The 22,399-nt window shown below is 67.7% G+C and carries 20 protein-coding genes; 8 read left to right on the top strand and 12 right to left on the bottom strand.

The genetic code is table 11. The features are described from left to right. The first annotated feature begins 105 nt into the window (after positions 1 to 105). The 3 genes from Q8S38_RS09110 to Q8S38_RS09100 all read left to right on the top strand — a co-directional run bounded on the left by Q8S38_RS09110 (position 106) and on the right by Q8S38_RS09100 (position 3,212). Entirely contained in the window at positions 106 to 1,107 is a 1,002-nt protein-coding gene (locus Q8S38_RS09110) for a tripartite tricarboxylate transporter substrate binding protein (protein ID WP_305680101.1), read from the top strand. Between the two features lie 112 nt (positions 1,108 to 1,219). After that, positions 1,220 to 1,687 carry a tripartite tricarboxylate transporter TctB family protein gene (locus Q8S38_RS09105; RefSeq protein ID WP_305680100.1) on the top strand — a complete coding sequence of 156 codons (468 nt, stop codon included), beginning with the start codon at positions 1,220 to 1,222 and terminating at the stop codon, positions 1,685 to 1,687. A gap of 10 nt (positions 1,688 to 1,697) precedes the next feature. Further along, complete coding sequence (locus Q8S38_RS09100) at positions 1,698 to 3,212, top strand: tripartite tricarboxylate transporter permease (RefSeq protein ID WP_305680099.1); 1,515 nt, start codon at positions 1,698 to 1,700, stop codon at positions 3,210 to 3,212. Between the two features lie 19 nt (positions 3,213 to 3,231). Here Q8S38_RS09100 and Q8S38_RS09095 read toward each other — a convergent pair whose 3' ends face one another. Further along, the gene (locus Q8S38_RS09095; RefSeq protein WP_305680098.1) at positions 3,232 to 3,975 is read right to left on the bottom strand and encodes an enoyl-CoA hydratase-related protein; all 744 of its coding nucleotides are present in this window, start codon (positions 3,973 to 3,975) and stop codon (positions 3,232 to 3,234) included. A 216-nt stretch (positions 3,976 to 4,191) separates the two neighbouring features. On the opposite strand from Q8S38_RS09095, the gene Q8S38_RS09090 reads away from it, so the two are divergent. The 3 genes from Q8S38_RS09090 (at position 4,192) to Q8S38_RS09080 (ending at position 8,559) form a co-directional block, all read left to right on the top strand. Further along, positions 4,192 to 6,276 carry a 3-hydroxyacyl-CoA dehydrogenase NAD-binding domain-containing protein gene (locus Q8S38_RS09090; RefSeq protein ID WP_305680504.1) on the top strand — a complete coding sequence of 695 codons (2,085 nt, stop codon included), beginning with the start codon at positions 4,192 to 4,194 and terminating at the stop codon, positions 6,274 to 6,276. Positions 6,277 to 6,322: 46 nt separating this feature from the next. Beyond that, positions 6,323 to 7,510, top strand: a complete 1,188-nt coding sequence (locus tag Q8S38_RS09085) for an acetyl-CoA C-acyltransferase (protein ID WP_305680097.1) — start codon at positions 6,323 to 6,325, stop codon at positions 7,508 to 7,510. An 83-nt stretch (positions 7,511 to 7,593) separates the two neighbouring features. After that, the gene (locus tag Q8S38_RS09080; RefSeq protein ID WP_305680096.1) at positions 7,594 to 8,559 is read left to right on the top strand and encodes a DUF808 domain-containing protein; all 966 of its coding nucleotides are present in this window, start codon (positions 7,594 to 7,596) and stop codon (positions 8,557 to 8,559) included. 20 nt (positions 8,560 to 8,579) lie between these two features. Here the strand turns inward: Q8S38_RS09080 and Q8S38_RS09075 are convergent, their stop codons facing one another. Then, positions 8,580 to 9,260: a nitroreductase gene (locus Q8S38_RS09075; protein WP_305680095.1), complete on the bottom strand. Its 681-nt coding sequence runs from the start codon at positions 9,258 to 9,260 to the stop codon at positions 8,580 to 8,582. Between the two features lie 136 nt (positions 9,261 to 9,396). After that, a complete protein-coding gene (locus Q8S38_RS09070; protein WP_305680094.1) occupies positions 9,397 to 11,103 on the bottom strand; it encodes a lysine--tRNA ligase in 1,707 nt (568 codons plus the stop codon). A gap of 249 nt (positions 11,104 to 11,352) precedes the next feature. Between Q8S38_RS09070 and Q8S38_RS09065 the strand changes: the two genes are divergently transcribed. Continuing rightward, complete coding sequence (locus Q8S38_RS09065; protein WP_305680093.1) at positions 11,353 to 12,516, top strand: amidohydrolase; 1,164 nt, start codon at positions 11,353 to 11,355, stop codon at positions 12,514 to 12,516. A gap of 183 nt (positions 12,517 to 12,699) precedes the next feature. Here Q8S38_RS09065 and Q8S38_RS09060 read toward each other — a convergent pair whose 3' ends face one another. From Q8S38_RS09060 to uxaC, 9 genes are all read right to left on the bottom strand, one after another. Continuing rightward, positions 12,700 to 13,530 (bottom strand): transporter substrate-binding domain-containing protein, encoded by an 831-nt coding sequence (locus tag Q8S38_RS09060; protein ID WP_305680092.1) that lies wholly within the window; start codon positions 13,528 to 13,530, stop codon positions 12,700 to 12,702. A gap of 55 nt (positions 13,531 to 13,585) precedes the next feature. After that, positions 13,586 to 15,052, bottom strand: a complete 1,467-nt coding sequence (locus Q8S38_RS09055; protein WP_305680091.1) for a mannitol dehydrogenase family protein — start codon at positions 15,050 to 15,052, stop codon at positions 13,586 to 13,588. Continuing rightward, positions 15,049 to 16,335, bottom strand: coding sequence for a TRAP transporter large permease (locus Q8S38_RS09050; RefSeq protein ID WP_305680090.1), 1,287 nt, complete (start codon positions 16,333 to 16,335; stop codon positions 15,049 to 15,051). The genes Q8S38_RS09055 and Q8S38_RS09050 overlap by 4 nt, the downstream gene beginning before the upstream one ends. Then, positions 16,332 to 16,826 carry a TRAP transporter small permease gene (locus Q8S38_RS09045; RefSeq protein ID WP_305680089.1) on the bottom strand — a complete coding sequence of 165 codons (495 nt, stop codon included), beginning with the start codon at positions 16,824 to 16,826 and terminating at the stop codon, positions 16,332 to 16,334. Before Q8S38_RS09045 ends, Q8S38_RS09050 begins: the two co-directional genes overlap by 4 nt. A 75-nt stretch (positions 16,827 to 16,901) precedes the next feature. Then, a complete protein-coding gene (locus Q8S38_RS09040) occupies positions 16,902 to 17,885 on the bottom strand; it encodes a TRAP transporter substrate-binding protein (RefSeq protein ID WP_305680088.1) in 984 nt (327 codons plus the stop codon). A 119-nt stretch (positions 17,886 to 18,004) separates the two neighbouring features. Beyond that, entirely contained in the window at positions 18,005 to 18,346 is a 342-nt protein-coding gene (locus tag Q8S38_RS09035) for a cupin domain-containing protein (RefSeq protein WP_305680087.1), read from the bottom strand. After that, positions 18,343 to 19,101, bottom strand: a complete 759-nt coding sequence (gene kduD / locus Q8S38_RS09030) for a 2-dehydro-3-deoxy-D-gluconate 5-dehydrogenase KduD (protein ID WP_305680086.1) — start codon at positions 19,099 to 19,101, stop codon at positions 18,343 to 18,345. Before kduD ends, Q8S38_RS09035 begins: the two co-directional genes overlap by 4 nt. Next, positions 19,101 to 19,949, bottom strand: a complete 849-nt coding sequence (gene kduI, locus Q8S38_RS09025) for a 5-dehydro-4-deoxy-D-glucuronate isomerase (protein WP_305680503.1) — start codon at positions 19,947 to 19,949, stop codon at positions 19,101 to 19,103. The genes kduD and kduI overlap by 1 nt, the downstream gene beginning before the upstream one ends. 11 nt (positions 19,950 to 19,960) lie before the next feature. Continuing rightward, entirely contained in the window at positions 19,961 to 21,364 is a 1,404-nt protein-coding gene (uxaC, locus tag Q8S38_RS09020) for a glucuronate isomerase (RefSeq protein WP_305680085.1), read from the bottom strand. Positions 21,365 to 21,546: 182 nt separating this feature from the next. On the opposite strand from uxaC, the gene Q8S38_RS09015 reads away from it, so the two are divergent. Continuing rightward, a complete protein-coding gene (locus Q8S38_RS09015) occupies positions 21,547 to 22,290 on the top strand; it encodes a GntR family transcriptional regulator (protein ID WP_305680084.1) in 744 nt (247 codons plus the stop codon). Positions 22,291 to 22,399 lie beyond the last annotated feature (109 nt).

Here is a 22,399-nt window from a genome sequence, read left to right as displayed (position 1 = left end):
TGTCTCTGCCGCGACAATCGGTTCAGATGCAACCGTCCACGCAAGAGCGCCCCGTCAACGATGAGGAGCGCTCAGTGATTAAATCGATTTAGGGAGAAGAATCGAATGAGCGACATCATCAGCAGGCGCAGTGTCCTCGCCGGGGCGGCTGCGGTCGGAGCATCGGGCCTGATCGCGGCGCCGGCGATCGCGCAGGCGAAATGGCCGAGCCGGCCCGTCACCCTGGTCTGCCCCTGGGGCGCCGGCGGTGGCACCGATGCGACGGCGCGCATCATCGGGGCGATGCTCGAGAAGAGCCTCGGCCAGCCCTTCAACGTGGTGAACCGGACCGGCGGCTCGGGTGTCGTCGGCCATTCCGCGATCGCGACCGCGGCGCCGGACGGCTACACGATCGGCATGATCACGGTGGAAATCACCATGATGCATCACCAGGGCCTGACCGAGCTCAACCCGACCAGCTATACCCCGCTGGCGCTGATGAACGAGGATCCGCCGGGCGTGCAGGTCAAGGCCGATTCGCCCTACAAGGACATCAAGGCCCTGGCGGACGCGATCAAGGCCGCGCCCGAGGGCAAGTTCAAGGCGTCCGGCACCGGGCAGGGCGGCATCTGGCATCTCGCGCTGATCGGCTGGCTGCAGGCCATGGGCCTGAAGCCGAACCATGTCGCCTGGGCGCCGTCGAACGGCGCGGCGCCAGCCATGCAGGATCTCGCGGCCGGCGGCATCGACATCGTCACCTGCTCCGTTCCGGAAGCGCGTGCGATGATCGACGCGGGCAAGGCGAAGTCGCTCGCGATCATGGCCAAGGAGCGCAACCCGCAGTTCAAGGACGTTCCGACCCTGAACGAGACGCTCGGCATCAACTACTCCGTCGGCGCCTGGCGCGGCATCGCCGGGCCGAAGGGGCTGCCGGACGCGGTGCAGGCTACGCTGATGACGGAGCTCAAGAAGGCCTTCGATTCGAAGGAATTCCAGGACTTCATGAACGCGCGCGGCTTCGGCATGACCTTCCAGGACCAGAAGGGCTTCGCGACGTTCATGGCCGAGGGCGACAAGGCCATGGGTTCGGCCATGACCGCTGCCGGCCTCGCCAAGAAGCCGGCCTAACCATCGCGCGCGACGATGGCGGCTGCGCTCAGGCGCAGCCGCCACGCCCCCTGCCAATTCCGGTGCGCGCCCGAGGCGCGCGGCCGTCCATGCTCCGTCGAAAGCTCGTACGATGCGCTTCAACGATGCCGTCGTCGGCACCGCGTTCCTGTTGATCGCCGGTGCCATGATCGCGATGACCTTCACCTTTCCGGCGTTTCCAGGCCAGAATTACGGGCCCAGCCTGTTTCCGCGCATCATCGGCGGCGGCATCGTGATGTGCTCGCTGCTGCTGATCCTGCGCGAATGGCGCAGCGGCGGGCGTCCCTGGCTCGTTCTCGAGGATTGGGCGCGCCGTCCGGCCCCGCTCGCCTCCTTCGCGCTGATGCTGGGTGCGATGGTGTTTTATCTCCTCGCTTCCGAGCCGCTCGGCTTCATGCCGACCGCCTTCCTCATCCAGCTCGTCCTGTTCCTCTGGTTCGGCGTGCGCCCGGTCATGGCGCTCATCGTCGCGGCGGTGATGACGATCGCCGTGCAGTATTTCTTCGGAAGCCTGATGCGGGTGCCCCTGCCGCGCGGCATCCTCGACAGCGTGCTTTGAGGAGACCGGCATGACCGCGATCTATACCGCCTTCGGGCTGGTCTTCGACCCGACCGTGCTCGCGGTCATCATGGGCTCGGCGCTGTTTGGCATGTTCGTCGGCGCGATGCCGGGGCTAACGGCGACGATGGCGACGGCGCTCCTGGTGCCGGTGACCTTCTTCATGGCGCCCGTGCCGGCGCTGGGCGCCATCGTCACCGCGACCGCGATGGCGATCTTCGCCGGCGACATTCCCGCCGCGATGCTGCGCATGCCGGGAACGCCGGCCTCGGCGGCCTATGCCGACGAGAGCTACGAGATGACCAAGAAGGGTCAGCTCGATCTCTGCATGGGCGTCAACCTGGTGTTCTCGGTGCTGGGCGGCATCTTCGGCGTCATCATCCTGATCGTGCTGGCGCCGGTGCTGGCCGAGGTGGCGATCAACTTCTCGTCCTTCGAGTATTTCTGGCTGGCCTGTCTCGGCCTGACCTGCGCCGTCTTCATCGGCACAGGCGACCCGCTGAAGGGCCTGCTCTCGCTCTTCATCGGGCTGGCGATCGGCTGCATCGGCATCGATCCCGCCGCAGGCCAACCGCGCTTCACCTTCGGCAACGTCGATCTTTTGTCGGGCATCAATTTCATCCCGACGCTGATCGGCATGTTCGCCGTGTCCGAGCTGCTGCGCGGGGCGGTGACGATGGAGAAGGGCGGCCGCGTGGTCGCCCAGGCCGTCGGCAACCTGATGACCGGCGTCGGGGCCGTGTTCAAGAAGTACTGGTTCAACTTCCTGCGCGGCTCGATGATCGGCACCGTGATCGGCGCCTTGCCAGGCGCTGGGGCCGACATCGCCGCCTGGGTGTCCTACGCGGTCTCCAAGAAGACCTCCAAGGAGCCGGAGAAGTTCGGCACGGGCCATATCGAGGGCATCGTCGATTCGACTTCGGCCAATAACTCGGCGCTCGGCGCCGCCTGGATTCCGGCACTCGTCTTCGGCATTCCCGGCGACTCGATCACGGCCATCGTCATCGGCGTGCTCTACATGAAGGGCATGAATCCGGGGCCGAGCGTCTTCCTGCAGACGCCGGAATTGATCTATGCGGTGTTCATCATCTTCATCCTGGCGAACCTTCTGATGTTCCCGCTCGGCTGGGCGGCGATCAAATCGGCCAAGCAGATCCTGCGCGTACCCCGCAACATCCTGCTGCCGATCATCCTGATCTTCTGCATCGTCGGCTCCTATGCGATGACCAACTCGCTCTATGGCGTCGTGCTGATGGTTCTGATGGGGCTGTTCGGCTGGCTTCTGGAGGAGCATGGCGTGCCGGTCGCGCCGCTGATCCTCGGCCTCGTGCTCGGCGAGATGCTGGAGCAGAACTTCATGTCGTCGATGATCAAGGCGGACGGATCGCTGATCGGCTTCCTGTCGCGGCCGATCGCGGGCGTGCTGGGTGTCGCGACGCTGGGCCTCTGGGCTCTGATGATCTGGCGCGGGCTGCCGAGGCGGGCCTCGCGCGCCGCCCTTGGCGCGGACGGCGCCAGGGGCTGAGAGCGTTGCGTTCCGGCCCTCAGCGCTTGAGGAAGGCGGCGAAGGCGGCCTGCGCTTCCGCCGAGCGCAGGCGCTCGCCGAAATGCTTCGCCTCGGTCGCGAGCGTCTCGGCGACGCTGGCAGCCTGTCCGCGCTTGAGCAGCATCTTGGTCAGGGCGACCGATTGCGGCGGCAGCGCTGCGAGCGCCTTCGCCTTGTCGCGTGCCGCCGCCAGCGCCGCGCCCTCCGCTACGGTGGCGTTGACGAGGCCTGCGTCCAGCGCCGCCTGCGGGCCGAAAGCCTCGCCCAGCATCAGCAGTTCGGCGGCGCGCTTGGAACCGGCGACGAGCGGCAGCAGATAGCTCGAGGCGCCTTCCGGGCAGAGCCCCAGCGTGACGAAGGGCATGCGGAAGGTCGCGCTGGCTCCGGCATAAGCCAGGTCGCAATGCAGCAGCATCGTCGTGCCGATGCCGACGGCGAAGCCCTCGACGGCGGCGACGACCGGCTTGGTGGCGGTCGAGATCGCGCTCAGGAATTCGATGGCGATGCGGGCGCCGTCATCGGCGGAGGCCGCGAAGTCGCGGATGTCGTTGCCGCTGGTGAAACAGCCTCCAGCGCCGGTGACCAGAAGGACGCGGATGTCGGCATCGGCCTCCGCCGCCGCGAAGGCCGCGATCAGACCGGCATAGCTGGCGCGGTCGAGGGCGTTCTTGCGCTCGGGCCGGTTCATCGTGATCTGCATGACGCCTTGCGCCACGATCTCGGTCAAAACGGTGGCTGTCATCGGCGCGTCCCCATCCCTGCGGCCTTCTCTGTTGATCCGCGACGCATCGAGAGGGCGCGGGTCCGAAAGCTCGTGATCATCCCGCAGACAGGCTTGGCACGGCGTTTCACCGAGGGTCAAGCCGGCGCCGGCTTGACAAAAAGCCACCCGCCGGACTTCCTCCCTCGCCCTCAATCGGCCGGATCGAAGGCGCCGGCAGAGCCTTAAGGATATGCGCTGATGGAGACCGTCCGGCTCGCCCGCCATGGCGAGATCGCGATCGCGACGATCGACAACCCGCCGGTCAATGCGCTGGGCCAGGCGCTTCGCGCCGACCTGGCCCGTGTCATCGCAGAGGCTGGCGCCGATCCCGATGTCACGGCGATCGTGATCGCGGCTTCCGGCCGCGCCTTCATCGCCGGGGCCGATATCAGCGAGTTCGGCAAGCCGCCGGTGGCGCCGTTTCTTCCCGATGTGCTTGACGCGATCGAGACCTGCCGCAAGCCGGTCGTCGCCGCGATCCAGGGTGTTGCACTCGGGGGCGGGCTCGAGGTCGCGCTCGCCTGCCATGGCCGCGTCGCCTCGGTTTCAGCCTCGTTCGGTCTGCCGGAGATCAAGCTCGGCCTGATCCCGGGAGCCGGCGGCACGCAGCGCCTGCCGCGGCTGATCGGGGCGGCACAGGCCTTCCCGCTGATGCTGGCGGGCGAGCCGATCGCCGCCAGCCGGGCGCTGAGCTTGCGCCTCGTCGACGAGGTGGTCGATGGCGATGTGGTGGCCGCCGCCGTGGCGCTGGCGCGCGACCTTGCCGCCCGCGGCGCACCGGAACGGGTGTGTGACAGAACCGGCCGCCTGACGGCCGCCGATCGCGAGGCCTTCGAGGCGCAGGCGCTCGCGGCTACCAAGAGTTCGGGCGAGATGCCGAATGCCATGGCGCTGATCGAGGCCGTCCGCGGCGTCTTCACGCTGCCCTTCGCGGAGGGGCTTGCGGTAGAGCGGGCGCTCTTCCTGAAGCTCGTCGCCGATCCACGCTCTGCCGCGCTGCGCCATGTCTTCTTCGCCGAGCGCGAGATCGCCCGGGTGCCCGGCATCGGCGCCGAAGTGAAGCCGCGCGCGATCGCGAAGGCGGCGGTGATCGGCGCCGGCACGATGGGCGGCGGCATCGCCATGTGCTTCGCCAATGCCGGCATCCCGGTGACGCTGATCGAGCAGGAGCAGGCGCAGATCGACAACGGCATGAACCGGGTCGCGGCGATCTACGCGATGTCGGTCACGCGCGGTTCGCTGACGCCCGAAAAGCGCGAGGAGCGCCTGGCGCTGATCACGCCTGCGGTGGGTCTCGCGGCCGCCGCCGACGCCGACATCGTGATCGAAGCGGCCTTCGAGGAGATGGGCGTCAAGCAGCAGATCTTCGGCGCGCTCGATGGCATCGCCAAGCCCGGCGCGATCCTCGCCAGCAATACGTCCTATCTCGACATCCCCACGGTCGCGGCGGCGACGAAGCGCCCGCAGGATGTGCTGGGGATGCACTTCTTCAGCCCCGCCAATGTCATGAAGCTGCTCGAGGTCGTGCGGCCGGAGGGCGTGGCCGATGATGCGGTGGTGACGGCGATGGCGCTGGGGCGCCGGATCGGCAAGGTGCCGGTCGTCGTCGGCAACGGCTTTGGCTTCGTAGGCAACCGCATGCTGGAGGCCCGCACCCGCGCCACCGAGCGACTGCTGATCGCGGGCGCGCTGCCGCACGAGGTCGATGCGGCGCTGACCGGCTTTGGCTTCAAAATGGGCCCCTGCGCCATGGCCGATCTCGCCGGCAACGACATCGGCTGGCGCTCGCGCAAGGCACGCGGCAAGACTGCGGCCGTGGCGGATGCGATCTGCGAGGCCGGCTGGTTCGGCCAGAAGACCGGGCGCGGCTATTTCCTCTATCCGGAAGGCGCCCGAAGCGGCCAGCGCGACCCGGAGGTCGAGGCGCTGATCGCCCGTATTTCTGAGGAACAGGGCGTGACGCGGCGCAGCCTCACCGCTGACGAAATCCTGTCGCGGCTGCTCGACCCGATGGTGAACGAGGGCGCGCGGATTCTGGAGGAGGGGATTGCGGCGCGCCCCGGCGACATCGACGTGATCTGGCTCAACGGCTACAACTGGCCGGCCTGGCGCGGGGGCCCGATGCATTGGGCCGACACGGTCGGGCTTGGCACCCTCGTCGCGCGGCTGGACGCGCAGGCGGCGGAGACCGGCGACGCCACGCTGCAGCCGGCGCCGCTGTTGCGCCGGCTGGCGGACGAGGGCAAGGGCTTCGCCGATCTGAAGACGCGATCCGCCTAAGCGGCAGATCCACACACTCACAGCACAAGGCAGGGAAGAAGCGTCCATGACCGAAGCCGTCATCGTTTCCACGGCGCGCACGCCGATCGGCAAGGCCCATCGCGGGGCCTTCAACCAGGTCCGCGGCGCCGACATGGCGGCCCATGCGATCCGCCATGCGCTGGAGCGCGCCGGGCTCGAGCCGGAGGCGGTCGAGGAGGTGGTGATGGGCTGCGGCTATCCGGAGGCCGCGACGGGGCTCAATGTCGCGCGCCATGCCGCGCTGGTCGCGGGGCTTCCCGTCCAGTCGGCCGGCGTCACCGTCAGCCGCTTCTGCGCCTCGGGGCTGGAGGCGATCGCCCATGCGGCGCGGCGGGTGGTGATGGACGGCGTGCCGGTCGCGGTGGGCGGCGGCGTCGAGTCGATCTCGCTGGTGCAGCCGGTGACGCGGCGCGATCTCGCCCTGAACGACTGGCTGCTCGCCAACAAGCCGACGATCTACACGACGATGATCGAGACCGCCGACATCGTGGCGCAACGCTACGGCATCTCGCGGCAGGCCCAGGATGAATTCTCGCTGGCGAGCCAGCAGCGCACGGCCGCCGCCCAGGAGCGGGGCCTGTTCGACGACGAGATCGTGCCGATGAGCGCCGTGATGGCGGTGACCGACAAGGCCACCGGCGAGGTCAGCCAGAAGCCGGTGACGCTGTCCAAGGACGAGGGCAACCGGGCCGACACGACGCTGGAGGGCCTGCTCAAGCTGAAGCCCGTGCGCGGCGAAGACCAGTTCGTCACCGCCGGCAATGCCAGCCAGCTCTCGGACGGCGCCTCGGCCAGCGTCGTGATGTCGGCTGCGGAGGCGGCAAGGCGTGGCCTGTCGCCGCTGGGCATCTTCCGCGGTTTCGCCTCGGCCGGCTGCGCGCCCGACGAGATGGGCATCGGCCCGGTGTTTGCGGTGCCGCGCCTGCTGGAGCGCAACGGACTGAGCGTGTCCGATATCGATCTCTGGGAGCTGAACGAGGCCTTCGCCTCGCAGTCGCTCTATTGCCGCGACAGGCTGGGCATCGATCCCGACAAGGTCAACGTCAATGGCGGGGCGATCGCGATCGGCCATCCATTCGGCATGAGCGGGGCCCGCCTGGTCGGTCATGCGCTGCTGGAAGGGCGCCGCCGCAAGGCGCGTTATGCGGTGGTGACGATGTGCGTCGCCGGCGGCATGGGTTGTGCTGGGCTGTTCGAGATCAATCAGGGTTGAACCAAACCGTCGCTGCCGCGTCTTACTGGCGGTGCGGTGCGACGGAAGATCCGCTGCGCCGCCTTTCACCATGGAGACGACACGTGGCTTCGGGATTGTTCGCGCTGCTCGATGACATCGCCGGGATCGCCAAGGTCGCGGCGTCCTCCGTCGATGATGTTGTCGCTCAGGCGACCAAGGCCGGCACCAAGGCGGCCGGTATCGTCATCGACGATGCGGCGGTGACGCCACGCTATGCGGTGGGCTTTGCCGCCGCCCGCGAATTGCCGATCATCTGGAAGATCGCGCTCGGCTCTCTGAAGAACAAGCTGCTCTTCCTGCTGCCGGGCGCACTGATCCTGGCGCTTGTTGCGCCCTGGCTGATCACGCCGCTGCTGATGGCGGGCGGCGTCTATCTTTGCTATGAGGGCGCCGAGAAGATCCTGGAACTGGTCGTGCCGCATGCGGCGGCCCCGGAAGAGGCCGGCAAGGCCGTGCTCGATCCCAAGCTGCTCGAGGAGCAGAAGATCGCGGGCGCGATCAAGACCGATTTCATTCTTTCGGCCGAGATCATGGCGATCACGCTGTCGACGGTGTCGACATCCTCGTTCCAGATGCAGGCCGTCGTCCTGGCCGTGGTCGGCATCGGCATCACCGTCCTGGTCTATGGCGCGGTGGCGCTGATCGTGAAGGCCGACGATATCGGTCTGGCGCTGGCCCAGCAGCGTTTCGCGCCGGTTCGCTGGTTCGGCCGCGGCCTGGTTCTCGGCATGCCGTATTTCCTCAGTGGGCTCAGCGCGGTCGGCACGGCGGCGATGCTCTGGGTCGGCGGCGGCATCATCATCCACGGGCTGGAAGAGTTCGGGCTGACGGCAATTGGCCATGCCAGCCATGGGCTCGCGGTTGCCGCCGGAGCGATGCTGCCGCTGGGCGGTGTCCTGCAATGGCTGACGGGCGCGGTGTTCTCGGCGGTGTTCGGGCTGGTCGTTGGCGGCATCGCGATCGTGGCGATGCACTATGTCGTGCAGCCCATCATGAAGGGCATGAGCAAGACCGGCCAGCCCGCGTAAAGGCTGCCGGCGGCTTCTAGCTAATCAAGCCAGGTCGTGAAGCCCTCGACCGGCTCGCGCTCAGAGATGAGGCCGTTCTGCGGGGCGTCGGGGTCGGCGTGCCCGATGGCGATGCCGCAGACCACGACCTCGCTTTCGGGAATGGCGAGTTCGCGCCGGACGACGGGGTGGAAGCGCGCGAAGATCGCCTGCGGGCAGGATTGCAGGCCATGCCCCTGCGCCGCGATCAGCAGGCTCTGCAGGAACATGCCGAGATCGATCCAGGAGCCGATCTCGAGATCGCGGTCGACCGTCAGCATCAGCGCGACCGGCGCGTCGAAGAAACGCAGATTGGCGGCGCTCTGGCGCTTCATGCCGGCGACATCACCCTTGGCGACGCCGAGCAGGCCGTAGAGATCCCAGCCGACCTTGCGGCGGCGCGACTGATAGGGCTCGCGGAAGGTCTCGGGATAGTAGCGGTACTCCTCGGACTGGACGAAGCCGGGATCGTCCAGCGCGGCCAGCAGGGCGCTTTCCAGCCGTGCCCGCACTTGGGGGCCGATCACTCGGAGCTTCCAGGGCTGCATGTTGGTGCCGCTTGGCGCGCGTGACGCGACCTCGATCAGCCGGTGCCGCAGCGCGGGATCGACCGGCGTCGGCAGGAAGGCGCGGATGGCGCGGCGGGAGGTGATGGCGTGCTCGACGGCTTGGGCGGGTGTCATCACATACTGTCCCTTCAAAGTCGTCATTCCGGCCGCAGCGAAGCGGAGCGCCGGAATCCATCGTAGAACTGTCCGCCCTAAGATGGATTCCGGATCTGCGCGGCTGCGCCGCTTGTCCGGAATGACGGGACGGGTGTCAGCCCTTCCGCGCCTCGACAAACGCCGCGTGTTCCTCAACCAGCCCGCCGGCCAGCGCTTTGGCGATCAAAGCGCGGGTGTTGGCGAGGCCGTAGATCGCGGCGAAGGAGCCGAAGCGGGGGCCTTGCTCCTCGCCGAACATCACCTGGTAGATCGCCTTCCACCAGTCGCCGGAGACGCCGGGCCGCTCGGGCGTGGCGTTCTTGGCGGTGAGGTTCTGGTAGCGCGGGATGGCGCGGGCGACGTCGAGCGCCGTGTCCTGCACCATCTCGGCGGTCGCATCCGCCGGCAGGGCGGCGATGGCGGCGTCGAGCGCGGTGAAGGCCGCCACCTCGGTTTCGTCGGCGAGGCGGTAGTTCTTCGCCGGCTTCACGAAGTCGCGGAAATAGGCGATCGCGTAGCCCACCAGCGCGTCGAGCCGCGGATGCGTCTGGGGCGAGATGCCCGGCGCATAACGCTGGAGGAAGCCCCAGAGCACCGCCTTGTCCTCGGAGTTGGCGACGGCAACGAGGTTCATCAGCAGGCCGAAGGTGACCTGCGCGCGCGAGACGTTGTCGCCTTCGCCGGTGGCGATGATCTCGGGCTGCGGCGGCTCGCCGTGGTGGAGATGCCAGACCGGGTTGCCGAGCCGGTTCTTCCAGTCCTGCCGCTCATAGCCACCGAGGAACTGCAGGTATTCGTCGACCGCGCGCGGGATGACGTCGAAATGCAGCTTCTTGGCCTCGCGCGGGCGCTGGAACATGTAGAGCGCGAGGCTTTCGGGCGGGCCGTATTCGAGCCATTGCTCGATGGTCAGGCCGTTGCCCTTGGACTTCGAGATCTTCTGGCCGAGATCGTCGAGGAAGAGCTCGTAGTTGAAGCCCTCGGGCGGCTGGGCATCGAGCGCGCGCGCGATCTGTGAGGAGACCTTGACCGAGTCGATCAAATCCTTGCCGGCCATCTCGTAGTCGATGCCGAGCGCGACCCAGCGCATCGCCCAATCGGGCTTCCACTGCAGCTTGACATGGCCGCCGGTGACGGGCGTGACGAAGCGCTCACCCGTGGCGGGGTCGGTCCAGGTGATGGTGCCGGCTTCGACGTCGCGCGCCTCGATCGGCACCTGCATGACGACGCGCGTCACGGGATGGATCGGCAGGAAGGGCGAATAGGTCGCCGCGCGCTCCTCGCGCAGCGTCGGCAGCATGATCTTCATCACCGCGTCGTAGCGCGCCAGCATCTTCAGCAGCGTCGCGTCGAACTCGCCAGCGCGGTAGCTGTCGGTGGACGACTTGAACTCGTAATCGAAGCCGAACTGGTCGAGGAAGGCGCGCAATCGCGCATTGTTGTGCCGGCCGAATGAGTCGTGTGTGCCGAAGGGGTCCGGCACCTCGGTCAGCGGCTTGCCGAGATTGGCGGCGAGCAGCTCCTTGTTGGGGACGTTGTCGGGCACCTTGCGCAGCCCGTCCATGTCGTCGGAGAAGGCGATCAGGCGGGTGGGGATGGCGCCGTCGGTCAGCACCTCAAAGGCGTGGCGGACCATCGAGGTGCGCGCGACCTCGCCGAAGGTGCCGATATGGGGCAGGCCCGAGGGGCCGTAGCCGGTCTCGAAGATGACCTCCTTCTTGCCCGATTTCTCGATCCGCGCGACGAGCTTGCGAGCTTCCTCGAACGGCCAGGCGGCCGAACGCTGGGCGGCGTCCACAAGGGCGGGGTCGAAAACGGGCATGTCGGGTGGTGTCCTCTCCAGCTTCTGCGCGAAAATGCGAGGGACGGGCTTTCGCAGATTGCGAAGGGGGGCGTCAATGCGTCGGATGGGAGGCACTTCATGCTCGGGCTCGACCCGAGCATCTCCTGCAAGAGATTCTCGGGTCTGCGCTGCGCTTCGCCCGAGAATGACGCGATGCGTTGAGAGCGGTTGTGGAACCGCACGGCGGGTATAGGTTGCTCGGCCTTGAGCCTCGAGAGGACGACCGCCTTGGATCCCGATCTGTACGCCGAACTCACCGCCTGGCGACGCCATCTCCACGCCCATCCGGAACTGGGCCGCGAGGAGAAGGAGACGAGCGGCTTCGTGCAGGAGAAGCTCGCGGAGCTGGGCGTGCCGTTCACCGCCGGGGTTGGCGGTCACGGCGTGGTGGCGACACTCACGCGCGGCACCTCAGAGCGCTCTGTTGGGCTTCGCGCCGACATGGACGCGCTGCCGATCCTCGAGGCAAACGATCTGCCGTACAAGTCGGGCACGCTCAACGTCATGCATGCCTGTGGCCATGACGGGCACACCACGGCGCTGCTGGGCGCGGCCGCGCTGCTCGCCCGCGACGAGGGCTGGAGCGGGACGGTGCAGTTCGTCTTCCAGCCCGCCGAGGAGGGCGCCGGCGGCGCTCAGGCGATGCTCGCCGATGGGGTGATCGAGCGCTTCCCGATGGAGCGCATCTTCGCCCTGCACAACTGGCCGGGGCTGGAGGCGGGCACCATCGCCGTGCATCGCGGGCCGGTGATGTCCGAGCCCGGCCGCTTCAAGATCACGCTGCACGGCACGGCGGGCCATGCGGCGCTGCCGGAGACGACGCGCGACCCGATCGTGGCGATGGGCCATCTCATCGTGGCGCTGCAGACCATCGTCTCGCGCAATGTCGATCCGATGGAATCGGCCGTCGTGTCGATCGGTCAGGTGCATGGCGGGCTGGCCTCGAACCAGATTCCGACCAGCGTCTTCATCGAAGGCACCTTCCGCACCTTCGTGCCGGCCGTGCGCGAGCGGGTGCTGGCGCGCATCCGCGCGATCGCGAGCCACATCGCCGCGACCTTCGAGATGGAGGCCGAGGTCGAGACGGTGCATGGCCTCGCCACTGTCAACACCGCCCCGGAGGAGGCGCTCGCAGCTGCTGCGGCCGAGGCGGCCGGCCTCACCCTGCGGCGCGACCTGAAGGCGAGCACGACCGGCGAGGATTTCGCGCATTTCCTGGCACGACTGCCCGGCGCCTATGTCTGGATCGGCAATGGCCCGGTGCGCGACGGCGGCGAACTGCACAATGACCGCTACGACTTCAACGACGCGATCCTGCCGGCGGCATCCGGCTGGCTGGCGGCGGTGGCCAAGCAGGCGCTCAGCGCGAACGCGCCGGCGCAGCGCGGGTGACGCCGTTCTTGAAGCGTCACCCGTCATTCCGGACAAGCTGCGAAGCAGCGCCGCTCCGGAATCCATCGTAAACCGCGGTGCCCCAAGATGGATTCCGGGACTTCGCTTCGCTCGCCCGGAATGACGGCGAGGGAATGGTGTTTGTCGGAGCGTTTGCCGTCGACCATGTCCGCGAGCTGAAACTCAGAACGGGCTCACCGGGAAGAACCGCAGATAAAGCCGCGCATAGGTGCCGTCGTCCCAGAGCGATTGCAGCGCGTAGTCGAGGGAGCGCTTGAGCGGCGCCTCGTCCTTGCGCAGGAGGAAGGCGACGCCCTCGCCGAAGTAGCGGCTTTCGAGGAAGGGCCCGCCGGTGAAGGCGAGTTCGCCGCCGCCGCTGCCGGCCAGCAGCAGCGAGAGCGCGACGCCGTCACCGAAGACGAATTCGGCGTCGCCGCTGCGCAGGGCCGTGACGGCGGCGGCGAGGCTTCCCGCCTCGCGGCGCTGGACGAAGGGCAGCAGTCGCTCGAGATAGGCCTGATGCGCCGTGCCGGCGACGACGGCGACGCGCTTGCCCTGCAGGGAGCGCGTGTCGAGTTCGGCCTGGGCGTTGCCGCGGGTGGTGGCGAAGCGGGCCGAGCCGCGAAAATAGAGATGGCTCGCTGCAAAGCGGGCGCGGATCGGCGGTGTCAGGTTCAGCGCCGCGGCCAGAACGTCGCCGCGGCCCTCGGCGAGCGAATCTAGCAGCGTGTCGAAACGGCGGGCCTGCACGGTGCAGGTCCAGCCGAGCTTCTCGCAGGCGGCCCGCGCCAGTTCGACCGAGAAACCGGTCAGGCCGCCATCGGGCCCGGCGAAGTGCAGCGGCGGGTATTCGTCGTCGGTCAGGAAGCGGATGACGCGGGGCGGGCCGGGCTCGGGCCGGTCGAGCCGGATGCGCGGGTCCCAGAAGTTCGGCACGGTGACGCGCGACTGCGACAGCGCGGCCTGCGGGGCGAGCGTCAGCAGGGCCAGCGTGAGGAGGACGGCGCGGATCATGCGCGCATCTGGCGCGAGGGGGCGGGCGGGATCAAGGGGGGCCCCGCGCTCTCGATCAGAGCGCGGCCACCGTCGCCTTCGCGCCCTTGTCGAACAGCGCTGCGAGATGCCTCTCGACGGCCTGCGTGAACCGCGGCTCGCGCGGCAGGTCGCCGCCGAAGATCGCCTCGATGCCGAACAGCGACCGGCTGAGCGTCGTTGCGTCGCGGCCGGCGGCCCTGGCCTTCTCCGCGAAGGTCGCGGCCAGCGGGTCGCGGACGTCGATCGTCGCGCCCTTTTCGTCGGTGCCGGAGACATAGGCCATCCAGGCCGCGACACCGAGCGCGAGATGGTCGATCGGGGCGTCCTGCTTGAGGCGGTCGCGGATCGTTCCCAGCAGCCGCTGCGGCAGCTTCTGCGAGCCATCCATGGCGATCTGCCAGGTGCGATGGCGGATGGCGGGATTGCGGAAGCGGGCAAGCAGCGCCTGCGCATAGTCGTCGAGGACGACACCCTGCGGCGCGGGAACGGTCGGGATGATCTGCGCCCAGAGCCCTTCGAGGAAGCGGGCGAAGACCGGATCGCCGCTGGCCTCTGAGACCGTCTCATGGCCCGCGAGATAGCCGAGATAGGCGAGGCTGGAATGTGCGCCGTTGAGCATGCGGAGCTTCATGAACTCGAAGGGCGCAACCTCGGAAACCATCTGCGCGCCGACCTTCTCCCAGGCCGGGCGGCCGGCGGCGAAGACGTCCTGGATCGCCCATTGCCGGAAGGGCTCGCCGATCACGGGGGCTGCGTCCTCGAGCCCGATCAGGCTGGCGACCTCGGCGATGTCGGCCTCGGTCGTGGCGGGCACGATGCGGTCGACCATCGTCGCCGGGAAGGCGCCGTTGGCTTCGATCCATTGGCTCAAGCCATCATCGCTCAGCGCCGCGAAATCGCGCACGAGGCCGCGCAACACGCCGCCGTTATGGGGGAGGTTGTCGCAGCTCAGCGCCGTGAAGGGGCCGAGCCCGGCGGCGCGGCGGGCCTTCAGGGCGGCGACGATGAGTCCGACCGCCGAGCGCGGGGTGTCCGGATGGGCGAGGTCGTGGACGATGTCGGGATGGTCTGCCTTGAGACGGCCGGTGGCGGGGTCGTGGCAGTAGCCCTTCTCGGTGACCGTCAGCGAGACGATCCGCGTGTCGGGGGAGGCCATGCGCGCGATCAGCGCTGCCGGGCTCTCCGGCGCGACCACCACCTCACCGAGGCAGCCGATGAGGCGCAGGTCCGGCCCGGCCGGGGCGCGCTTGAGCAGGGTGTAGAGCCCGTCCTGCGGCGCCAGCCTGTCGCGCTGGTCCGGCCGCTGCAGGCTCGCGCCGGTGACGCCCCAGGCGCCGAATTCCAGCTCTAGCGCGTCTTCGGTGTACTCGCAGAGATGGGCACGTGCGAAGGCGCCCAGGCCCAGATGGACGATGCCCGGCGTCAACCGCGCGCGGTCATAGGCAGGGCGGCGGACTGATGCGGGCAGGGAGGAGAGGGTCTTCGTCTTCAGTCGCGTCAACGGAACATGCTCGGCAGCCAGAGGGAGAAGGCGGGGACATAGGTGACGAGCATCAGTACGGCGAGGCTGGCGCCGTAGAAAGGCCAGATCGTCCGCATTGCCTCCCAGATCGAAATGCGCCCGATCGCGCAGCCGACGAAGAGCACGGCGCCCACCGGCGGGGTGCACAGGCCGATGCCGAGATTCAGGATCAGGATGGCGCCGAAATGCACCGGGTCCATGCCGAAGGCCGTCACCACCGGCAGGAAGATCGGCGTGGTGATGATGATCAGCGGCGACATGTCCATGAAGGTGCCCAGGAACAGCAGCAACAGGTTGATCAGCAGGAAGATCACGATCGGATCGTTGGAGATCGACCGCATGAAGGCGACCATGGCCGATGGCACCTGGAAGAAGGCGAGCAGCCAGCCGAAAGCGGCCGCGCAGCCGATCACCAGCAGGACCATCGCGGTGGTGCGCACGGCCGCGAAGGTCGCGTCCTTGAACTCGGCGAGGTTCATGCCGCGATAGACCAGCACCGTGATCAGCAGCGCGTAGACCGCAGCGATGCAGGAGCTTTCGGTGGCGGTGAAGACGCCCGAGCGCACGCCGCCGAAGATGATGCCGATCAGGATGATGCCGGGGAAGGCGGAGACGGCATAGGTCGCGACCCTGGTCCAGCCGGGGAAGGCTTCTGCCGGGTAGCCGCGCTTGCGCGCGACGAACCAGGTCACCAGCATCAGCGCGGCGGCCAGCATCAGGCCAGGCACGATGCCGGCGGTGAAGAGATCGGCGATCGAGATCGAGCCGCCCGCCGACAGCGAATAGATGATCATGTTGTGGGAGGGCGGGATCAGCAGCGCGATGATGGCGGAGCTGACCGTGACGTTGACGGCAAAGGAGGTGTCGTAGCCGCGCTTCTGCATCTGGGGGATCATCAGCCCGCCGATGGCGGAGGCATCCGCCACGGCCGAGCCGGAAATACCGCCGAACAGGGTGGAGGCCGCGATGTTCACCTGGCCGAGCCCGCCGCGCAGATGCCCGACCAGCGAGCCGGCGAAGCGCACCAGCCGTTCCGCGATGCCACCCCGGATCATCAGGTCACCGGCATAGATGAAGAAGGGGATCGCCATCAGTGAAAACACGCTGATCCCGGAATTCAGTCGCTGGAAGACGACCAGCGGCGGGATGCCCATGTAAACGACGGTCGCCAGCGAGGCGGCGCCGAGGCAAAACGCGATCGGCGTGCCGATCAGCAGCAGGACGACGAAGCTGCCGAAGAGAATGATCAGTTCGAGGCTCATGCGCCGGTCCCATCATCGAGGCCGGTGGCCAGATTGTAGAGATGCTCGAGGGTGAAGAAGGAGATCAGCGCGCCGCCGCCGAGCAGCGGCAGGAAATCGACGCCGCCCGGCCAACCGAGGATCGGGATCGTGGCCGTCCAGGTGCCAACGACGAGATCCCAGCTGTACCAGACCATGGCGAGGCCGAAGGCGAGCACGACGAGATGGCTGACGAGGGCCATCAGCTTGGCGGGCCGGCCAGGCAGCGCGATGCGCAGGATGTCAAAGCCGAGATGGTAGCCCTCGCGGACGCCGACGGCGGCGCCCAGCAGGATGAACCAGCCCATCAGCTGGATCGACAGCGCCTCGGTCCAGGTCGGCGTGCTGTTGAGCACATAGCGCCCGAACACCTGCCAGGACACCGCCAGCGTCATGCCGACCAGCCCGATGGCCGACAACCACAGGGCCAGCGACGCCAGGGCACTGGAGACTCGAGTCAAGACTGGTGACATGGGGTGGTCCGGGAGCGAGGGACGACGAAAGGAAAATGGCGCGCCGGGTGGCGCGCCATCATGTTCAGCAGACGCTCACTTCACCGCCTGGATGGCGGAGACCATGTCCTTGAGCTTCGCGTCGGTGACGAACTTGTCGTAGACCGGCTTCATCGCGTCGATGAAGGGCTGCTTCTCGACCGCGTTGACGACCGCGCCGCCGGCCTTGACCTTGGCTTCCGAGGCCTTCTCGCGGGCATCCCAGAGCTCACGCATCTTGGCGACGGATTCCTTCGCGGCCGCCCTGACCAGCGCCTTGTCCTCGGCGCTGAGCTTGTCGAAGCTCTTCTTCGACATCACCAGCACTTCGGGCGAGAGCGAATGCTCGGTCAGCGAGTAGAACTTCGCCACCTCGTAATGCTTGGTCGATTCATAGGACGGCCAGTTGTTCTCGGCGCCGTCGATGACGCCGGTCTGCAGACCGGAATAGACCTCGCCGAAGTTCATCGGCGTCGCGTTGGCGCCCAGCGCCGAGACCAGGCTGACGAACATGTCCGACTGCTGCACCCGGATCTTGAGGCCCTTCATGTCGGCGGGCGTGTTGATGGCGCGCTTGGAATTGTAGAAGGAGCGCGAGCCGGAATCGTAGAAGGCGAGCCCAACGAGGTCGTGCTTCTCGAATTCCTTCAGCAGGTTGTCGCCGATCGGACCGTCCATGACCTTCCGCATATGGTCGACGGAACGGAAGATGAAGGGCAGCGACGGCACGTTGGTGGCCGGGATCAGGTTGTTGAACGGCGCCATGTTGATGCGGTTCATGTCGATCACGCCGAAGCGTGTCTGTTCGATCGTGTCCTTCTCCTGGCCGAGCTGGGCCGAGTGGAAGACATTGATCTTGATGCGGCCCTTGCTGCGCTCCTCGAGCAGCTTGCTCATGTGCTTGACCGCCTCGATGGTCGGATAGCCGTCGGGGTGGATGTCGGTCGAACGAAGGGTGACGGTCTGGGCGCTGGCGGTGCCGGCGACCAGGGCCAGGATGGCGGCGCCCGCGAGCGCGCCGAATGTGCGTTTGGTGAGCATGGCAGTTTCTCTCCCTTTTGGTGTGGCGCCGGGTTTTTCCGGTCGTTCTTGTCCCGTGATGGGAGCCCGGCCGGCGGTGGCCGGCAGGGCGGTCTCGGCTCGAGAAATGGTGGTCCTGGCTAGAGAAATTCGCTCCGCATCGGCGTAAAGGAATCGATCAGCTGGCCGGCCTCGACCGCGGTGACGCCGTGGACGAGATCGGCCGGGACGAAGAAGGTGTCGCCGGCCGTCAGACGCTGGGTCTGTCCGTCGATGGTGACGTCGAAGACGCCGCTCTCGACATAACAGGCCTGCCGGTGCGGATGCTGGTGCGGCTTGCCGACGGCACCGGCCTCGAAGACCACCCGCACCACCATCAGGTCTTCGCCATAGGCCATGATCTTGCGCTTCACGCCGGGCTCGGTCGGCTCCCAGGCGATCTCGGCGTCCTGCTGGAAGAAGGAATTGAGACGTTCGGTCATCGTGCGAGCCAGCCTCCGTCGACGGGGATGATTGCGCCGTGCATATAGGCGGCGGCGTCGCTGGCGAGGAACACGGCCGCGCCGCCGATGTCCGAGGGCTTGCCCCAGCGGCCGGCGGGAATGCGCGCAAGGATCGCCTGGTTGCGGTCCGGGTCGGCGCGGAGCGCCTGCGTGTTGTTGCTCTCGATGTAGCCCGGGGCGATGGCGTTCACATTGATGCCCTTCTGCGCCCACTCGCAGGCGAGAAGCTTGGTCAGCCCGGCGAGTCCGCTCTTGCTGGCGGTGTAGGAGGCGACGCGGATGCCGCCCTGGAACGACAGCAGCGAGGCGATGTTGACGATGCGGGCGCCGCGTCCGGCCTCGACCGCCGATTTTGCGAAGGCCTGGGCCAGGAAGAACGTCGCCTTGAGGTTGACGTTCATCACCTCGTCCCAGTCGCTCTCGCTGAAATCGAGGGCGTCGGCCCTGCGGATGATGCCGGCATTGTTGACGAGGATGTCGAGCGGGCCGGCGAGACCTTCAGCCTGCGCGATGACGCGCGGCGCGATGCCCTGTTCCTGCAGATCGACCTTGAGGGGATGAGCCGTTCCGCCGGCCGCCGCGACCAGCCCCAGCGTCTCGGTCAGGTCCGAGCGCCCGGCGGCCACCACCGTGGCGCCCGCTTGCGCCAGCGCCAGCGCGATGCCCTGGCCGATGCCGGTATTGGCGCCGGTCACCAGGGCTCTGCGGCCGGTGAGGTCGAAGGGCGAGGTCATCAGCGCAAGCTGTCCACGGGGGCTGCGTCCATGTCGGTGAACTCGACATTGTCGCCGGCCATGGCCCAGACGAAGGCGTAGTTCGAGGTGCCGCAGCCGCAATGGATCGACCAGTTCGGCGAGATCACGGCCTGCTCGTTGGCGACGAGGAGGTGGCGGGTCTGCTGGGGCTCACCCATGAAGTGGAAGACGCGGTGGGCGGGGTCGAGGTTGAAATAGAGATAGGCCTCCATCCGTCGCGTATGGGTGTGGCAGGGCATGGAGTTCCAGACCGAGCCCGGTTCCAGTGCCGTCATGCCCATCACCAGCTGGTTGGTGCCGGTGGTGTTGGGCATGATGTATTGCCGGATGGTGCGCTTGTTCGAGGTCTCCGACGAACCGAGGTGGATCGTGTTGGCGTCGTCCTTGCGGATGAGCTGGTGCGGCGCCTCGCGGTGGGCGGGCGCGCTGGTCAGGTAGAACTTGGCGGGGTTGGCGGCATCCGCGCTGGCGAAGGCGACGTCCTTGGCGCCGAGCCCGACATAAAGCGCGTCCAGGCTCGGTAGCTCGAAGACCGTGCCATCGACCGTGACGCGGCCGGCGCCGCCGATGTTGATCACGCCGAGCTCGCGCCGCGCCAGGAAGAAGGACGTGCCGGTCGGCGCGAAGGGGGCGAGCGTCAGCGGCGCGGCCGCCGGCATCGCGCCGCCGACGATCATGCGGTCGTAATGGCTGTAGGTCAGCGTGATCTCGCCCGTGACGAAGATGCGCTCGATCAGGAAGTCGGCGCGCAAGGTCTCGGTGTCGTAGCCGCGGACATCGCGCGGATGGGCGGCCTGGCGTTCGTCGGTCGTCTTTTTGTCGATCATCTTGGGGGCGGTCACAGGCGATAGGCCTCCTTGGCCAGTCGGTAGGCGAGGTCATGGGCGACCTCGGCCGCCTCGTCCTCGTCGAGGCGGTGCTCGGCGACGAGCTTGGCGAGATAGGTGCAGTCGCAGCGGCGGGCGACGTCGTGGCGCGCGGGGATCGAGAGATAGGCGCGGGTGTCGTCGTTGAAGCCGACGGTATTGTAGAAGCCGGCTGTCTCGGTCGTCAGTTCGCGGAAGCGCAGCATGGCCTCGGGCGCATCGAGGAACCACCAGCCCGGCCCGAGCTTGAGCGCCGGATAATGCCCCGCCAGCGGCGCGAGTTCGCGCGAATAGCTGGTCTCGTCGAGGGTGAAGGCGATCACGGTCAGGCCGGGCTCGTTGCCTACCGCGTCGAGCAGGGGTTTCAGCGCGGCGACGTAGTCGGTCTGGCGCGGGATGTCGGCGCCCATGTCGCGGCCGAAATGCTCGAACAGGAAGGCGTTGTGGTTGCGCGTGGAACCCGGATGGATCTGCAGCACGAGCCCGTCATCGAGGCTCATCTTCGCCATTTCGGTCAGCATCTGGCCGCGGAACAGGTCGGCCTCCTCGGCCGAGGCCTTGCCGGCGACGACCTTGGCGAAGAGGGCTTCCGCGTCGGCCTTCGAGAGGTTGGCGGTGCGGGCGGTGGCGTGGCCGTGGTCGGAGGAGGTCGCGCCGCGCGCGCGGAAATAGTCGCGGCGCTGGCGGTGGGCGGCGAGATAGCCGCTCCAGTTCATCACGTCCTCGCCGGTCAGCGTTCCCAGCTGCTCAAGGTTGGCGGCGAAGCCCTCGAATTCCGGATCGACGACGCTGTCGGGGCGATAGGCGGTGACGACCTTGCCGCCCCAGCCCGAGGCTTTGATCATGTCGTGCCACTTCAGATCATCCAGCGCGCCTTCGGTCGTCGAGATCGCTTCGATCTTGAAGCGCTCGAACAGGGCACGGGGTCGGAGTTCCGGCTGGACCAGCTTCTCGGCGATCTTGTCGTAGAGCCTGTCGGCATTCTCCGGCGAGAGCCGCTCGTTGATCCCGAACACGGAGGAGAGCGCATGCTCGAACCAAAGCCGGGTCGGGGTGCCCCGGAACAGCGACCAGTGCCTGGCGAAAAGCTTCCAGACTGCACGCGGATCGGTCTCGACCGCGGCGCCGTCCTTGCGGGGGATGCCGAGCTGCTCGAGCCGCACACCCTGCGAATAGAGCATTCGGAAAATGTAGTGGTCCGGCTTGACCAGGAGCGTCGCGGGATCGGGAAAGGGCTGGTCCTCGGCGAACCAGCGCGGGTCGGTGTGGCCGTGGGGCGAGATGATCGGAAGATCGCGAATCGTGGCGTAGAGCCGGCGCGCGATGCCGCGCGTCACGGGGTCGGCGGGAAACAGGCGATCATCGTGGAGCAACATCGGGTCTTGCACTCTCGTCGGCTTGCCGGCGGACCATAGGCATTGCAGCGCTGATGGGTCAATATACTAATATACTAGTATGGAAAAGAGGGGCATGCTATCGGCCAAAGGGAGCAGATGTCGGGCTGGCGGCGGCCGGATCCCGCAACCCCGAGGGGCCGCTGGCGGAGTTGAGCAGGGCGATGTCGCAGATCACGATTCCGCAGAACGTCGGCGATGACGCCCCTCGACGCGGGCGGCGTCGCCATGCGGTGGGGAGCGTGCCCGCCAGCCGTTCGACCGCCGCCTCGATGGTGCAGGACGAACTCCGGCGCGCGATCCTGGCGATGGAGATCGTGCCTGGCGCATCGCTGGTCGAAAAGGACCTGACGGCGCGCTTCGGCACCAGCCGCACCCCCGTCCGCGAGGCGCTGATCCGGCTGAAGGAGGAAGGCCTCGTCGAGATCTTCCCGCAGGCCGGGACGTTTGTGGCGCGGATTCCCACCGACGCGATCCCTGAGGCCGTGTTCATCCGGCAGGCGCTCGAATGCGCCACGGTCGCGCTTGTGGCGCGGATCGGCACGCCGGAGGCCATCGCCAGACTCGACGCCACGATCGCGCGGCAGCACGAGGCGTTCGAGGCGAGCGACCAGGAGAGCTTCCATCTCGCCGACGAGGCGTTCCACGAGACCCTGGCCGGGATCGCCGGCTATCCCGGCATCTGGAGGATAGCCCATGCCGCCAAGGCGCAGATCGATCGCTGCCGCCGGATGACACTGCCCGTGCCGGGCCGCATGGCGATGGTGATGCGCGAGCATCTGTCGATCGTGGATGCGGTGCGCCGGCATGACGCGCCGGCCGCCGAAGCCGCGATGCGCCAGCATCTGGGCACGCTGCTGCCCGATCTGCTGCATCTCCAGGAGCAGAACCCGGACTACTTCGTCTGACACCGGCATGGCCCCCGCCCGGTCGGCGCGGGGCTTGCTTGGCCTCGTGCTGCGGCGGAAGCCGGCGCGGGTTGCGCTGCCGGGCCATGCCGTGTCCGATCAGCCGTGG

Source organism: Allobosea sp., from assembly GCF_030695125.1.
Lineage (GTDB): Bacteria > Pseudomonadota > Alphaproteobacteria > Rhizobiales > Beijerinckiaceae > Allobosea.
This window is presented reverse-complemented; position numbering and strand designations above follow the sequence as displayed.

Excerpts from the sequence above, each read along its gene's own strand:
- kduD (WP_305680086.1), bottom strand. The coding sequence starts at position 19,101 with ATGACCTCGCCCTTCGACCTCACCGGCCGCAGAGCCCTGGTGACCGGC.
- Q8S38_RS09050 (WP_305680090.1), bottom strand. The coding sequence starts at position 16,335 with ATGAGCCTCGAACTGATCATTCTCTTCGGCAGCTTCGTCGTCCTGCTG.
- kduI (WP_305680503.1), bottom strand. The coding sequence starts at position 19,949 with ATGATCGACAAAAAGACGACCGACGAACGCCAGGCCGCCCATCCGCGC.
- Q8S38_RS09070 (WP_305680094.1), bottom strand. The coding sequence starts at position 11,103 with ATGCCCGTTTTCGACCCCGCCCTTGTGGACGCCGCCCAGCGTTCGGCC.
- Q8S38_RS09060 (WP_305680092.1), bottom strand. The coding sequence starts at position 13,530 with ATGATCCGCGCCGTCCTCCTCACGCTGGCCCTGCTGACGCTCGCCCCG.
- Q8S38_RS09015 (WP_305680084.1), top strand. The coding sequence starts at position 21,547 with ATGTCGCAGATCACGATTCCGCAGAACGTCGGCGATGACGCCCCTCGA.
- Q8S38_RS09035 (WP_305680087.1), bottom strand. The coding sequence starts at position 18,346 with ATGACCGAACGTCTCAATTCCTTCTTCCAGCAGGACGCCGAGATCGCC.
- Q8S38_RS09045 (WP_305680089.1), bottom strand. The coding sequence starts at position 16,826 with ATGTCACCAGTCTTGACTCGAGTCTCCAGTGCCCTGGCGTCGCTGGCC.
- Q8S38_RS09075 (WP_305680095.1), bottom strand. The coding sequence starts at position 9,260 with ATGACACCCGCCCAAGCCGTCGAGCACGCCATCACCTCCCGCCGCGCC.
- Q8S38_RS09085 (WP_305680097.1), top strand. The coding sequence starts at position 6,323 with ATGACCGAAGCCGTCATCGTTTCCACGGCGCGCACGCCGATCGGCAAG.
- Q8S38_RS09095 (WP_305680098.1), bottom strand. The coding sequence starts at position 3,975 with ATGACAGCCACCGTTTTGACCGAGATCGTGGCGCAAGGCGTCATGCAG.
- Q8S38_RS09040 (WP_305680088.1), bottom strand. The coding sequence starts at position 17,885 with ATGCTCACCAAACGCACATTCGGCGCGCTCGCGGGCGCCGCCATCCTG.
- uxaC (WP_305680085.1), bottom strand. The coding sequence starts at position 21,364 with ATGTTGCTCCACGATGATCGCCTGTTTCCCGCCGACCCCGTGACGCGC.
- Q8S38_RS09105 (WP_305680100.1), top strand. The coding sequence starts at position 1,220 with ATGCGCTTCAACGATGCCGTCGTCGGCACCGCGTTCCTGTTGATCGCC.
- Q8S38_RS09100 (WP_305680099.1), top strand. The coding sequence starts at position 1,698 with ATGACCGCGATCTATACCGCCTTCGGGCTGGTCTTCGACCCGACCGTG.
- Q8S38_RS09110 (WP_305680101.1), top strand. The coding sequence starts at position 106 with ATGAGCGACATCATCAGCAGGCGCAGTGTCCTCGCCGGGGCGGCTGCG.